Genomic DNA, 14,017 nt, shown 5'->3' with positions numbered 1-14,017 from the left:
GCGTCGGTCAGGTGGCCGCCGCGCCTGCGGCCACCGGAGCCTCCTCGCCGAAGGCGAACGTCGAGGTGATGGCGTCGAAGAGGTCGCACAGCGGCTCGGCGAGCGGGATGTTCGGGCTGAAGCAGGTGATGACCAGGACCCGCTCACCACCGGGGACCGGCACGAACGTGTGCGTCACCACCATCTTGTACGAGATGCCGTCGGAGATCTCCGTCTCCTCGATGCCGGACATCCGGCCGACCGGACCGACACCCGGCAGCGTCACCGTCGTGAGGGTCCGGCTGGTGCCCTCGCGGCGGCGGCCCCCGCTGGCCGAGAACTGCTCGGCGATGCCCTTCGCGGAGAAGTCCTCACCGGGCGGCGGCTTCACGCTGAACACCATGAGCCCGGCCATCAGCAGGCCGTCCTCGTACATGGCGGTGGTGCCCGCCGCATAGACGGCGCCGCGCATGCGGGCGCCCTCCATGATGCGCCGTGCGCTGCGGAACGTGTGGTTGATGGCGTCCCGGGTCTCCTTCTGCGGAGCGTGCCGCAGCATCTCGGCGCGCCGCTCGGCGAGCGTGTCGCCGTGCAGGTCGTACTCCGTCCAGTTCTCCGGGATGGCGATCCCGAAGGTCTGCGAACCAGTGGTCATGGGACCGTTCTCCTCAGTTCGTTTCGGGCCGGGCTCGTGTCGGGCCAGGCGGATGGGGGGAGGCGATGAGGCCGTCGCCCTAGGACGGCCGGGGGCCGCCCCCGGCGGGTGTTGCGTCGCCGCCACCGCTCGGGCTGCCGCTTTCCTTCAGCGAAGAGCCCATCTTGGTGTCGAATTCGGCGAAGGCCTTCACGATGGCGTCGCAGCCGTCCTTGAGGTCCTTGCTGTTCCGCTTGACCTGCACGCGCCCGTCCTTCCACGCGTCGTCGAAGTTGGTGCCGGGGCGCACCAGTGGCGGGCCGACGTCCTCGGGGTTGTAGCCCGACGGCCGGGTGTCGATGAGCTCCACCACCCGGCCCAGTAGTTCACCGAGACGTTGCACCTCGTCTCCCGGCATCTCGATCTCGGCCAAGGCTCCTCCCTCGTACGCGTCGTCCGGCGGGCACGTCCCGCCCCGCTCCAGGCACGACCGTGGACGCGGAACGGTTCAACGACCCGCCGGATCAAGGGCGTACGTGAGGCGGATCGGTCCGGGACCGGGCCTCGGGAACGGTCACGCGGACTTGCGGACGAGCTTTCCGTCGGGCGACACGGCGAACCACTCGCCGTCCAGGCCCTGCCCGTTGACGTCACCGGGTGCCATGTCACCGACGTAGTAGTACAGCGGCCAGTCCCCGTACGTGACCTGCACGGCACCCCCCGACTGCTTCGCCTCGCGCAGCAGCGACTTCTCGACACCCTTGCCCGCGGCGGCGGGGGAGGGGCTGGTCAGCGCGGGCCACACGGCGATGCACTCCGCGTCGCAGTTGCTGGTGGCCTCCTTGTCCTTGGTGAAGGCGTACAGGGTGCGGCCCTGGCCGTCGACCAGGATGGAGCCGAGCCCGACATCCGCCACGGTGACCTCGGTGCCGGGCGCCGCCTCGACCGGATTCTTGTCGCCGGTGCTGCTGGTGTCGCTGTCGCTCCCGGTACCGCAGGCGACAAGCCCCAGGGCCAGCGGGATCGCGAACAGAGCCTTGCGTGCGCGCATGGTGATGACCTCTCTCGTACGTCGTGAAACGCGGCGGGGCGATTTCCCCGTGGCCCACACGTGCCGCCCGCCGTACAGGTTCAGCCAAGGGCTGTCCCGTCTGCCAACGCCACGGATCGGGAACGGCGTTGAACCGTTCGGGCTATCCGCCCGTTGATCGACGCGAAGGGCCCTGGAAGCCCAACTCCCGGAAGGACGAAAGACATGCGCAGGCTCACTGTCGCGGCGGGCGTCGCCGTGCTCGTCGCCGGTCTCACCGGTTTCGCCGGTACGGCCCCGGCGAAGGCCGAGGACGGACCCGGCGCCCGGGTCTCGACGGCCGCCGCCGAAGCGGCGCGGGCACCGGCCGTCTCCCTGATCGCCCGGCTCACCGGCGACCAGGGAGTGCAGAAGAAGAAGGGGCCCGCCGTGGGCGACAAGGACGGCAAGGCCGTCGCGCTCATCAAGGTCAAGGGCGACCGGGTCACCTTCGCCCTCACCTGGAACGGCATCGGCAGGCCGACGCGCGGACACCTCCACCAGGGCCAGGCCGGCAGCGACGGCGGGGTGAAGGCCGAGCTGTTCGGCACGGTCATGCCCGCCTCGGTGAACTCCGCCGCCGGGCAGACCACGATGTCCTCCGCCGCGCTCGCCCGACGGCTGCGCACCGACCCCGGCGGCTTCTACATCGACCTGCACTCCGAGGAGTTCCCCGGCGGCGCGGTGCGCGGACAGCTCCGGCTCCTGGCGAAGCCGGTGAACCCGCTCAGCATCATCAGGGGCGGCAAGTTGCGCGCGCTCGCGGACGGCGGCCAGGAGGTCCCGGCAGGCGATTCCGGCAAGACGGGCGACCCGGACGGGCACAGCACCACGTTCCTGCACCCGCGGCCGGACCGCGTCGACTACTCCATGGCCTGGGTGAACATCGGGGCACCGCTGGCCGGACACATCCACGAGGGGGTGCTCGGCGAGAACGGCGATGTACGGCTCCCGCTGTTCGTCACTCCCGTACCGAAGAACGTCTTCGCGATCTCGGGCAGCGTCAGCACCCCCGACGCCGAGCTGATCGCACGCCTCAAGGGGAGCCCGACCAGCTTCTACTCGAACGTGCACACCCGGGAGTTCCCCGATGGCGCCGTACGAGGCCAGTTGTTCCTCTGACGTTCACCGGAAGGGAGTTCATGGAGGTTTGGCGGGCGGCTTGCGGGCAATCTTGCCTGACCCGGCCCCTGGTGCCACTCTGCTTCCGTGTGGATCAAGCTGCCCTTCTCCAACTCCCGTCTTTTCTGGGGGATTCTGCCCGTATTGCTCGGGCTGATCGTGTTCCTCGGCGTCACGACGTTCGGCGCCGACGGGGCCGCCAGGGTGTCCAACGCACCCGCCGACAGCAAGTACGTGGACATCGGGACCGTTCCGACGGCCCAGAGGCCCGCTGCCGGACCCGACGCGTCCACCGGCTCGTACACCGTCGACTGCGGCCGCAACGAACGGGGCCACTACAACATGGACAACGTCGTGACCTCCCCGGGCGTCGTGAACGGCGCCCACCACACCCACGACTACGTCGGCAATCTCTCCACCAACGCCCTGTCCACCGACCGGAGTCTGGCCGCCGCCGGGACCACCTGCGCGGGCGGCGACCGGTCCACGTACTACTGGCCGGTGCTGCGCCGTCTCGACCGTACCGGCGAGGCCCACAAGGCCGGCGTCGGCGCCCACGGCAACACCGGTGAGGCCATCACCGCCTCCTCGGTGCGGGTGGAGTTCCGCGGCAACCCGGTCAGCTCGGTCGTCGGCATGCCCCGCTTCATACGGCTGATCACGGGCGACCCGGTCGCGGCCACCACGGACAGCGCGAACGTGCGCGCCCAGTGGGGCTGCTCCGGCTACCCGGACCGGTTCACCCGCAACTACGTGCTCTGCCCGCAGGGCAGCGGACCGACCCGCACCCTGGACTTCCCGAGCTGCTGGAACGGCCTCGCCACCGACAGCCCCGACCACCGTACGCACGCACAGTTCCCCGCCGCCGACGGCACCTGCCCGCGGGCCACGTTCCCCGTGCCGCAACTGCGCGTCACCCTCACCTATGAACTCCCGGAAGGTACGCCGTTCGCCGTCGACTCGTTCCCGGAGCAGCTGCGCGATCCGATCACCGACCACGCGATGTTCGTGAACGTGATGGCCGAGGACCGAATGGCGGAGTTGGTGCGCTGCATCAACGAGGACCAGCAGTGCAAGTCCGGGTGACCCGGACCTTCGTACGAACCCCGACTGTCAGTGATTCAGCGCACATCGGCTCGGAATTGAACCGGTCCGGCCCGCCGTCCGTGTTCAGCGCGTCGGCCCAGGAGAGGACGGAGAAAATGGATGGCGGCATTGTGGTCACGCAGTCGGCAGAGACAGGACACCGGTGACGAGGCACTGATCCGGTCCCTCTACGAGGAACACGGCAGAGCCCTGCTCGCGTACGCACAACGCCTGACCGGCGACCGCAGCGCCGCTGAGGACGTGGTCCAGGAAACCCTGATCCGGGCCTGGAAACACCCGGACGCCCTGGTCAACGGCAAGGGCTCGGTACGTGGCTGGCTGCTCACCGTGGCCCGCAACATCATCACGGACCGGTACCGGGCCAAGGCCGCACGCCCCACGGAGGTCGCCGAGTCGGTGACCACCCAGCCCGTCGAGCAGGACCACGCGGACGCCGTGGTCGACTCGATGGTCGTCATGGAGGCGCTCGACCGGCTCTCCCCGGACCACCGGGACGTGCTCATGGAAATCTACTTCCAGGGCAGGAGCGTCGCCGAGGCGGCGAAGAAACTCGGGATACCACCCGGGACGGTCAAGTCCCGGTCACACTATGCGTTGAAGGCCCTGCGGGACATGTACGCAGACAGACCGAAGGCAGTGAATCTGGTGGCGTTGAAGGGGGTGGCGGTGTGAGCACCAAGGAACACGACAGCGAACTGCTCGGCGCCTATGTCCTCGGCGCGCTCGACGAGCAGGAGGTGCGAACCGTCGACGTACACATGGCGTCGTGCCAGAAGTGCCGCGACGAACTGGACGGGCTGCGGGAGATGGAGTCCGCGCTCGGCGAAGTACCCCCGGAGGCGTTCCTCGACGGGCCCCCGGAAGGTGGTGACCTGCTGCTGCAGCGCACGCTGAGGCAGGTCCGCAGCGAACGCGCCGGGCAGACGCTGCGGCGAAGAGCGGTCCTGGGCTCGGTCGCGGCGGTCGCGGCGGCAGCCGTCCTCGGCGGCGGCGTCCTGATCGGCCAGAACACCGGCGAGCGCATTCCGGAGGCGATCCCTCCGGCCCCCTCGGTCACGGCGACCGTGCCACCGGCGCAGCCGGCCGGCATGAAGGTCCTTGAGGGCCGCGGCGCCTCGACCGGCAGTGAGATGAGGCTCAGGGTGACCCCAGCCGTCGACTGGATCCGCCTCAACGCCTCGGTCACGGGCATCCCGGCGGGCGAACGCTGCCGCATGGTGGTCGTCGCGAAGGACGGCAGCCGCGAGATCGCGGGCAGCTGGCTCGTCGCCGACGAGAAGAAGGGCGCCAACCTCGACGGTTCGGCGGCCGTCCCCATGGACGACGTGCAGAAGGTCGTGATCGAGAACGACAAGGGCAAGGAGTACGTGTCCGTCAAGGTCTGAACCGCTCGGGCCCGGACGCGATAGGCGACTCCATGACGTTGTCGATGGTGACGGCGCGGATCGTGAACTGTCCCGCGGCACCCAGCTCAGTGAGGCCGTTCCCAGTCGGAATGGCCTCACTGAGCTGGGCGCTCAGAGCCGCTGACACAATGAGTCCGTCGGCGGATGTCGGCTTCGAGGGCTGAACGTTCTTGTGGGTGCCGCGACGGGGCACGGCGCCTGCGCGCAGCTCGCACAGGTCCGGGATGTGGTTGTACAGGGTGCCCGGGGGAGACGCCGAGCAGTTCGGCGATCGAGCTGATGGAGCGGCCCCGGGTCGGGCAGCAGGTCGTGGGCGGCACGGATGAGTGCAGCGCACGGCCCGGAGAGCACACGTACGGACCGCGACCCGGCGCCACGGTCCGTACCGGTGGTGCAGCGCTCAGGTCGTCAGCGGGCCTGGTTCACCGCCGTGCCCAGGTCCTGCGCGAGTCCGGGACATGGGTCAGTCCGGTGGCCCACAGCTGGTCGACACGCGAGCGCTCGGTGGCGTTCGGGTAGCGGTTGGTGCAGGACGGGCCGGGGCCGCCGCCCGACATCAGCTCACTGCACGGCCCGCTGTAGTGGTCCGGCAGTCCCAGCACGTGCCCGGTCTCGTGGGTGACGACGCGGATCGAGTCGTTCTGCCGGCTCTGGGTGTAGTCGAGGAAGATGTAGCCGCGTCCGTGGCCGTTGGTGGAGGCGTAGGACCCGCGCGAGTCGTTGCCCTCGCGGTAGGAGAAGTCACCACCGCTCGAAGTCTCCTGGAGCTTGACGTTGGACTCGGAGCTGTTCCAGATCGAGGCCGCGCTCGATATCTGCGAACGGAAGCTCGGTGCCTGGGAGGCGTTGTAGTAGACGGTCACCGCCTGCGCGTTCGGCTGGGCGGCGCGCTTCTCGGCGACCGATTTGTGCACGGCCTCGAAGAACGCCTTGTTGTTCGCAGCCTCCTGAACCGACCCGGCGTACCGCGCCACGGAGGTACCGGCGGCAGCGGACGGGGCGGCGGCCGTCTGGGCGCTCGCCGGCACTGCCGCGCCCAGGGCGCTGGAGGCCAGACCCAGGCCGAGAGCGAGGGCGAGGAGCCTCGCGGATGTTCGAGACGACTTCATACGGGGGGGCTCCTACTCGCTCGGTGACGTCGAGCGCCCGGTGCATGGTCGACTCTGCGTGAACACCGGTTCCGAACTGCGGCGACGTCCTGTGGGCCGCCATTCTTAGAAGGGCTCGACAGGGAGCACAAGGGGCCCCCGCCGCTATGTCGCCTCGTAGGTCCCGGGGCCTCGCCAGGGCTGTGTGCGGGTCTTCGGTCCGCACATGGCGGCGGGAGAGGAAGCTGTCGCGGCGTCAGAAGCGTTACAGCCCGGGGCAACGGGCGTGCTGGTCGGCCGGGCGGAATCCCGGGACGCGTGGCGGGATACGGAATGGGGCAAATACGGACAAATGCTCAGACATCTGCCACGCTGCATCTACTAAGTGCGCCGGTTGGTCGGCGGAGTGCTGTGACCGATGTCATAGAACATGAGCTTCCGTTTCTTTCGCTCCCCACCGGCCCCGGGTCGCCCGACTCACGGGCGATTTTGCCGCGCTCCTGACCTCGGCCCAGGCGAACGCCAACAAGCTCACCCAGCGGATCGTCGATGTCCGCGCCACCCACCTGCCCCACCGGCACCCCTTCTGCATCGGCCTCGAACTCGATCGCGCGGGGGCGGCGCTGCCAGGGCCGGGAGCGGCTGTGACCGACATCGAAGTACTCGGCGACGACCTGGCCCCGGCGCGGTCCGGCAGGCGTGAAGCGGCACCTCCCGGCAGGGCGGCGGCTCAGCCGGCTCCGGACCGAGGCGTCGGTGCGGAGCCAGGGAAGGGCCGGACTGCCGGGCGATGCCGTCGGCCGTCCGCTCCGTCAGACGCCGGGCCTGTCGGAAGGCAGCGTGACGCGGTTCGGGATGGCGTCGTAGACGCCCGTGTCGAGGGAGTTCACCGAGCCGTCCGCGACGGCGTCGACCAGGCCGCCGAGCCCGGTCTCGACCATCTTGGCGAGCATGCCGTTGCGCTTCATGCCGTCGTACTGGGTCTGCGAGGACGTCTCGAAGAGAACCGCCGCAGAGCCGCGCAGCTGGTACGAACCGAGCGCGGTGCCCGGCAGGTTGGTGGTCTGCGGGTAGAGGGTCAGTTTGCCGTAGGAGGACTTGCCCCGCTTCTGGAGCGCCTGGTAGACGGCGACGTTGGCCCGCTTGGAGGCGTCCATGTCGAACTTGGGCCAGTTGCCGAACTCGGCCGGGTTGTCGATGAACTTGGCCGAGATGGACAGCGGCGACATGCTCTCCATGTCATCGGTGGCGTAGCAGGACCACTGGTTGTGCAGGTCGACGAAGTAGTCGACGGTGCCGAACTCCTGCTCCAGCGAACGGTAGACATCGCGGGAGGCCCGAGCCTCGGGAGTGATGTACCAGCCGGTGTCGGCGCTGTCGCCCGGGAAGTCCTCGGCGGCGGGAACGTAGTCCAGGTTCGGGTGGAAGTCACGGTTGATATCGAAACCGCCGACCCGGGAGTTGTAGTTCCACGACGGGGACGCACCCGCCAGCTGCGGGAAGTCGGCGACGACCTCGTCCCAGGTCATGTCGTTCTGCCGCTGGTCGAGCTCGCCTCCGTCGACGTTCAACCGGGGGATGACCACCACGGTGACGTTCTTCCGCAGCTTCTTGGCCGCCGGGCTGTCAGAGCCCCACTGCTTGAGCAGCTCCAGGGCAGCCTCTGTGCCGTGCATCTCATTGCCGTGGATCTGCGTCTGCACGTACACGACCTTGTCGCCCTCGCCGACGCGCGCGGTGTGGATGGCGCGGCCCTGGTTGGAGTACCCGGCCACCTCCACGTCGACGGTGCCGCCGGTGCTGGTCTCCAGCTGCTGGAGAGCGGCGGTCAGTTGCGTGTAGTTCACGAAGCCGTTGTTGCCGGATCCGGAGGCCTCGGTGCCGCAGTGGGACACCGGCGGGATCGCGCCGGTGGTGGGGTTGCCGGTGGCGTTGGCGGCGACGGTGGAGAGGCCGGCGATCAGGACGGTGCTCGCCAGTGTGGCGACCCATCTCCGAGCGGACATTCACTGCTCCTCAGGTGTCGTAAGGCACTTCCGAGGGGGGCGCACGCCACTCTAGGCGGCCGAGAGACATCTGTGAACCGGGCCTAGCTCCTGTCGCATACGAGCCTGGCGCGGCGGGCGGCCGTCCTGCCTGCAACGGCCATGCGCTTCACGACATTTTCCTGCCAAATGCTCTGATCTGCAGTAACGCCACTCAGACACATCGGCATTGACGGGTTTTCATCAAGATCATATGCTCGCCCGCCATCAGGCGCTGATCACGACACCAGGGAGAAACACATGCGTAGGTCCAGCCTCACCAGATCCGCCCGTGCTACTGCCGCCGCCCTCACCGGCGCACTCCTGCTGACCGGTGCCCTGTACACCGGCACCGCCGCTGCGGTCGGGGAAGGCCCCAACTACCAGGGCAAGGAGACGATCAACACCTCGATCCTGTCCACCTACGACGACGTGGTCCGCTTCCTGAAGACCCAGGACGCCAAGCAGGACGCCATGGAGCTCGAGGTGATCGGGCAGACCGTCAAGGGCCGCGACATCCACCTGGTCAAGTACGTCAGTAACCCGGACAACCCGACGATCCTGTATCTGGCGCAGCAGCACGGCAATGAACAGCTGACCACCGAGGCCATGCTGCACACCATCAAGTCCCTCGGCTCGCCGTCCAAGGCCTCGATGCTCAAGGACGTGAACATCCTCTTCATCCCGATGTTCAACGCCGACGGCGCAATGGGTGACGTGAACTTCCCCCTCGACGGCTACCTCGCCAAAGGCGAACGCCATCTGACCCGCTACAACGCCAACGAGGTCGACCTCAACCGCGACCACGTGGCCAAGGAGCAGCCCGAGACGCAGGCCCTGCACGAGAATGTGTTGCGCGCCTACGACGTGGACTACGCGATCGACCTGCACCACCAGGGCACCCAGTCCCGCGTGAACGGGGATCTGGTGTCCGGTTCGATCCTGTACCCGACGACCCCGGACGTCTCGCCCGAACTGGTCGAGAAGTCCAAGCGGCTCGGCTCCGTGGTGTACCACAACGTCGACCGCACCGGCTGGGGCCACATCGGCCGGTACGACGGGGGCTCGGCCAACACCATCGGCCGTAACGGCATGGCGGCCGAGTACGGCATCGCCACGTTGCTGTTCGAGATGCGCGGGATGAGCGACCACGAGTACGCACCGTATGTACTCGGCCAGAAGTCCAACGGCTACCTGATCCGGCAGTCGGTGCTCACCATGGAAGCCACTATCCAGGCGGTCGCCGACGGCTCGATCGACAAGGCGGACACCTCCTTCTGGGACACCCTTCCCCAGCAGTGCAACACCTGCTGACGACGGCACCACCGCGGTGAAACCCCGGGTCACAGCCCCTCCGAGGGCGGTGACCCGGGGTTTCCGCTGCCCGGCAGAGCAGGTGCCTGGCCTTGCTGCGCGTGTCCTCCAGGTCCATGACGAGGTTGCGTCCCCTCGGGCTGATCCGAGGCGGCGGGCTGCAAGCTCTCATCCGGGGACCGTGTCGCGGTCGAAGCCGACTGACATTTGAAATCACATGAGTTGGAGAGCGCGGAGCCCGGCACACACAGCCGGGCCCCGCGTGGGCTCAGCAGCCCGTACGGTCCTCCGTCAGGACGCCCTGCTCGGTCCGTAGTGTGCGGTCGTAGCAGCCCTCCGACCCGTCCAGCCGGTAGCGCTCGTTCGACGTGCCGACGGCATGGCGCTGGTCACGCGGGACACCCAGCGTCCAGGTGGCGTCGCCGGTGTACGTATCGTCGAGCCGCGACCAGGAGATGTGCTTGCCGGCGCGTACGACCGAGGTGTCCGCCCGGTCCCCGAGCGTGAGGACGGTGCGCAGCCGGTTGTCCGTGCCGATCGTGGTCTCGCCGTCCATGGTGTAGACGCGATGGGTGTGCGCGACCCGCGCCGGGCCGCGGCCGTCCACGGTCACCGTCTCGTCGTCGTCCCAGCGTGACGTGAGCCTGTCGGTGTTCTCGTCCGCCGTCCAGTGGTGGGCCGAGGTATTGGCGAGGGTGCGCGAGACGGTGGTCTCGACGCGCCCGTGCGAGGTGTTCACATAGCCGGCGACGGTGAGCCGGTGGCCACCCTTGGTGTCGAGCCGGTTCAGTGAACCGGGCGTGATCGTCGTCGAGTTCGAAAGATCACTCTGATCGTGCTTCGTGAGCGCCCCGGTGACGTGCTCGCTGCCCTCGTCCTGCCAGACGAGCACGTTCGTGGGCGTGCTCCAGCCGCTCTGCCCCTCGCGCAGGCCCGCGACCGACACCTCGACGCGGTGCTCGCGCCCGTCGTTGAGGATGCCGGCGAACGGCGTCAGGTCGTACTCGATCGGCTTCACGTCGAAGGCACGCGGCGCCGGAACGACGTACCACAGGAAGGGGTTGGACCAGCCGCCGGTCCACACGGTCGGGAACGGCGCCGCGATTCCCGCGAGTTGGCCGTCGACCTTGACCTGTACCTCGCGGTACGGACCCTTGTCCGCCTTGCACGAGTAGGACGCGGCGTCCGGCACGGTCAGGTACCAGTACTCCTCGCAGCCGCCGCCGGATCCGGTGGCGTACACCTCGGCGACGATACGCTCGGAGTTACGCGGCGTGGTCAGCGTGGCGCCCTCCAGCGGGAGCACCTTGTCGGGCGTCTCGGCGGCCTTCGTACTGCCCTTCGCGGCATAGAAGGTCAGCGTGACCTTGACGTCGATGACGCCGGTGTACGTCTCGTCGACGACATTGCCGATGAGCATTTCGACGGGCTGCTCGCGGCGCAATGTGTCGCTGTAGTGGGTGACGTCCTTCTCCACCGACCAGGTGATCCCGTCGACGGAGGGCTCGGGCGTGGACGTACGGAACACTTCGACGCCGCCCATACGGAGGTAGCCGAGCCGGTCGTACTGACGGCCCTTCACCTTTCCGTCGAGGCGCAGCACCACCTTGCTCCAGCGGTCTCCGCACTCCGTGGGCGGGGCGTAACTTCCCCTGTACGGCTTGAAGTCACGGAACTGCGCCTCGGCGATGGTGACTTCGCAGGATCGGGTGTCGGGCTTCTCGATGGCCGGCGCCGCGGTCAGCGGGTCGTGCCAGTCGGTGCCGAACTCCACAGGAACCGGCTCGGCCGCGGCCGCCGTGCTCGCGCCGAACGCCGATCCGGCGGCCAGCACCAGTCCGGCGAGCATGGACGTGATCTGTCGTTTCATGAGTCAGGAGTGAAGCGCGGGACGAGCAAGTGCGCCAGGGGCGAATGTTCGATCTTGTCGTGATCTGTGTGCTCGTGCGGGAAAATCGATTGTTGCGAACTCCGGCGAAACGCGCACCTTGCACGGTTTCCTCACTCACCACCCCTCGGCGTTCCATGGGACGTCAAGCAGATTCGCGACCTGCTGCACCCCGTCGGGGCGGCGGGCCGACCGTGCGCAGAGCCCTCGGGCATGACGACCTCATCGTGATGGGCGTCTCCTGCCGGCGCACCTGGGACCACGCGATCGCCAAGTCGGCGCGGGCGTCCGGGCCCAGGATCAGCCTCCAGTTCCGGCCGGACGGGGGAGTGCTGAACCGAGACCCGGCCCCCCACCTGCCGCTCCGGCGACCCCGCCGGAGCCGACGTGACCTGGGGGAACGCCAAGTCGCGGAGCCCGAGCGTGAGTTCGGATCTGTATGTGCACTGGGCCCGGCCCGTGCCAGCATCCGCCGCGCCCACGGACCGCGGGGGGAAACGGACTTGATCCCACCCCTTGTCCCGCCGTCCGTCGGCACCGAAGAATGCGCACGTCAACCATCGGCTACAGACGTCACACCCGGCGTCGGCAAGGGGGCTCCACCCAATGTCACCCGCAGCACCGATGACACGCACGACACGTCGCTCACCGAGGATCGGCAAGGCGCTCACCGGCGCGGCGTTCGCGCTCGCCCTGGTCGGCGCGGGCGCGGCACCCGCCGTCGCCGGGACCGCGGGCGGGGACGCCGGCACCCGCGCGAGACCGAACGACGCGCCCGTCACGTTCGCCGGAACCGTCGCGCTCAGCAACTGTTCCGGCTCCGTCGTGCGTACCCCGCAGTCACAGCCCGACGACCCCGCCCTCGTGCTCTCCAACGGGCACTGCATCGAGGGCGGCTTCCCGAAGGCCGGCCAGGTCATCGTGGACCGGCCGTCCATCCGCACGTTCAAGCTCCTCGACGAGGACGCCGGGGTGCTCGGCACGCTCCAGGCCGACCAGATCTCGTACGCGACAATGACCGACACCGACGTCTCGCTGTACCGGACGACCACCACCTACGCCGAGATCGAGAGCAAGTACCACGTACAGCCGCTGCTGCTCGACCCGCGCCACCCGCGCAAGAACACCGAGATCACCGTGGCGTCGGGGTACTGGAAGAAGCAGTACAAGTGCTCCGTCGACGGGTTCGTGGACCAGCTCAAGGAGTACTGGTGGACCTGGAAGGACTCGGTGCGTTACACGCCCGAGTGCCAGACCATCGGCGGCACCTCCGGCTCCCCGGTGATCGACGACCACACCGGACGCGTGATCGCCGTCAACAACACCCATAACGAGGACGGCGAGCAGTGCACGCTCAACAACCCCTGCGAGGTCGACCGCAAGGGGCTCATCACCGTCCGTCACGGCACGCGCTACGCGCAGGAGACCTACGGGATCGTGCCGTGCGTCGTCGACGGCAGCAAGCTCGACCTGGGCCGCAAGGGATGTGAACTCCCCCAGCCCCAGGCCTAGTCGACAGAGGGCGTACGCCGTACGGACCGGCCGCGAGCACGTCCGTGCGGCGGCGCCCTCAATCCGCATGATCCGCCCGATCCCGGCCGGGTCGACGGTGTGTTTTCCTCTCGTCGAGGAGCCGGTGCTGCATTTCCAACTCTGCACCGCCGAGTCGGCGTCCGCCCAGCTCGGGCACCTGCTGTCCGTCGGGGCGCTACCTGTGGTGTCGCTGGGAATCATCGCCGATGGCGACGCGGGAGCGGGAGCTCTGGCCGCAAGAGACCATCCACGTCTACGACGACACCCTCGTCTCCGTGGAACTCCTTTCCGCGCAGGTGAACATCACGCAGCCGAGCGAAATCGGGCTCTGCCTCAAGGCGTTCGAGCAGCTACGAAGCATGGTTGTGTCTGGCGCGGATGCGCGCGCCCTGATCGTGAAGTCGATCGATGCATTGGGCTGATCGTGGCTGCGGATGGGCCCCGTTGTGAGAGGGCGTCAACCTGTTCCTGGCCGACGGCGAGGCCGCCTTCCAGGAGGTCTTCCATGTGCACCTTCACGTATTCCCGCGGTTCGCGGATGGTGGGTTTCGGGTGGATGCCGAGTGGCGAGTGCGTGAGCGCAGTGAGCTCGATGTCATTGCAACAGCCGTGCGTGGAGGACTGTCCCACATCCGCCATGGCATCTGCGGAGCGGGTTCATCGTGAGCGTGAGTGGTCGGCGGGGGCGTATCGAGCCCAGGTTCCTCCGGCCCCGGTGACCAGGCGGGCGGCGGTCTTGTCGTGGTAACCGAGGGCCTTGGAGGACGAGGTGACGGATCGACAGGGTCCGGGCTGCGCGAGGAGCCGGAACTGGGTGGGGCCGAGGAGTACGTCGGGACCTTCTCCGTGTGAA

13 protein-coding genes and 1 pseudogene are annotated in these 14,017 nt (G+C 68.4%); 8 read left to right on the top strand and 6 right to left on the bottom strand.

The features are described 5' to 3' along the window. Window positions 1-7: 7 nt before the first annotated feature. From ACFU6I_RS20570 to ACFU6I_RS20560, 3 genes are all read right to left on the bottom strand, one after another. Entirely contained in the window at window positions 8-634 is a 627-nt protein-coding gene (locus tag ACFU6I_RS20570) for a hypothetical protein (protein WP_384368587.1), read from the bottom strand. Between the two features lie 79 nt (window positions 635-713). Continuing rightward, entirely contained in the window at window positions 714-1,046 is a 333-nt protein-coding gene (locus ACFU6I_RS20565; RefSeq protein WP_384368584.1) for a hypothetical protein, read from the bottom strand. Between the two features lie 141 nt (window positions 1,047-1,187). Further along, the gene (locus ACFU6I_RS20560) at window positions 1,188-1,664 is read right to left on the bottom strand and encodes a hypothetical protein (protein ID WP_384368581.1); all 477 of its coding nucleotides are present in this window, start codon (window positions 1,662-1,664) and stop codon (window positions 1,188-1,190) included. Between the two features lie 204 nt (window positions 1,665-1,868). On the opposite strand from ACFU6I_RS20560, the gene ACFU6I_RS20555 reads away from it, so the two are divergent. From ACFU6I_RS20555 to ACFU6I_RS20540, 4 genes are all read left to right on the top strand, one after another. Then, window positions 1,869-2,804, top strand: a complete 936-nt coding sequence (locus ACFU6I_RS20555) for a CHRD domain-containing protein (RefSeq protein ID WP_384368578.1) — start codon at window positions 1,869-1,871, stop codon at window positions 2,802-2,804. An 87-nt stretch (window positions 2,805-2,891) separates the two neighbouring features. Beyond that, window positions 2,892-3,890 carry a DUF1996 domain-containing protein gene (locus ACFU6I_RS20550; RefSeq protein ID WP_384368575.1) on the top strand — a complete coding sequence of 333 codons (999 nt, stop codon included), beginning with the start codon at window positions 2,892-2,894 and terminating at the stop codon, window positions 3,888-3,890. Between the two features lie 120 nt (window positions 3,891-4,010). Next, complete coding sequence (locus tag ACFU6I_RS20545) at window positions 4,011-4,583, top strand: sigma-70 family RNA polymerase sigma factor (RefSeq protein ID WP_384368572.1); 573 nt, start codon at window positions 4,011-4,013, stop codon at window positions 4,581-4,583. After that, entirely contained in the window at window positions 4,580-5,296 is a 717-nt protein-coding gene (locus ACFU6I_RS20540) for a zf-HC2 domain-containing protein (RefSeq protein ID WP_384368569.1), read from the top strand. Before ACFU6I_RS20545 ends, ACFU6I_RS20540 begins: the two co-directional genes overlap by 4 nt. A 443-nt stretch (window positions 5,297-5,739) precedes the next feature. On the opposite strand, the gene snpA is transcribed toward ACFU6I_RS20540, so the two are convergent. Together snpA and ACFU6I_RS20530 are read right to left on the bottom strand one after the other, a co-directional pair. After that, window positions 5,740-6,426, bottom strand: coding sequence for a snapalysin (gene snpA / locus ACFU6I_RS20535; protein WP_384368566.1), 687 nt, complete (start codon window positions 6,424-6,426; stop codon window positions 5,740-5,742). A gap of 791 nt (window positions 6,427-7,217) precedes the next feature. Further along, window positions 7,218-8,411 (bottom strand): M14 family zinc carboxypeptidase, encoded by a 1,194-nt coding sequence (locus ACFU6I_RS20530; protein ID WP_384368563.1) that lies wholly within the window; start codon window positions 8,409-8,411, stop codon window positions 7,218-7,220. A 279-nt stretch (window positions 8,412-8,690) separates the two neighbouring features. Between ACFU6I_RS20530 and ACFU6I_RS20525 the strand changes: the two genes are divergently transcribed. Further along, window positions 8,691-9,743 carry a M14 family zinc carboxypeptidase gene (locus tag ACFU6I_RS20525; protein ID WP_384368560.1) on the top strand — a complete coding sequence of 351 codons (1,053 nt, stop codon included), beginning with the start codon at window positions 8,691-8,693 and terminating at the stop codon, window positions 9,741-9,743. Window positions 9,744-10,011: 268 nt separating this feature from the next. On the opposite strand, the gene ACFU6I_RS20520 is transcribed toward ACFU6I_RS20525, so the two are convergent. Beyond that, window positions 10,012-11,613, bottom strand: coding sequence for a peptide-N4-asparagine amidase (locus ACFU6I_RS20520; RefSeq protein ID WP_384368557.1), 1,602 nt, complete (start codon window positions 11,611-11,613; stop codon window positions 10,012-10,014). A 672-nt stretch (window positions 11,614-12,285) separates the two neighbouring features. Between ACFU6I_RS20520 and ACFU6I_RS20515 the strand changes: the two genes are divergently transcribed. From ACFU6I_RS20515 to ACFU6I_RS20505, 3 genes and pseudogenes are all read left to right on the top strand, one after another. Then, a complete protein-coding gene (locus ACFU6I_RS20515; RefSeq protein ID WP_384368602.1) occupies window positions 12,286-13,143 on the top strand; it encodes a serine protease in 858 nt (285 codons plus the stop codon). A 109-nt stretch (window positions 13,144-13,252) separates the two neighbouring features. Beyond that, a pseudogene (locus ACFU6I_RS20510) lies at window positions 13,253-13,586 on the top strand (Scr1 family TA system antitoxin-like transcriptional regulator); the annotation flags it as partial. Between the two features lie 40 nt (window positions 13,587-13,626). Beyond that, window positions 13,627-13,830 (top strand): HIT family protein, encoded by a 204-nt coding sequence (locus ACFU6I_RS20505; protein WP_384368599.1) that lies wholly within the window; start codon window positions 13,627-13,629, stop codon window positions 13,828-13,830. Window positions 13,831-14,017: the final 187 nt, after the last annotated feature.

The sequence above is a fragment of the Streptomyces sp. NPDC057486 genome (assembly GCF_042802415.1).
Classification (GTDB): Bacteria; Actinomycetota; Actinomycetes; order Streptomycetales; family Streptomycetaceae; genus Streptomyces; species Streptomyces yanii.
This window is presented reverse-complemented; position numbering and strand designations above follow the sequence as displayed.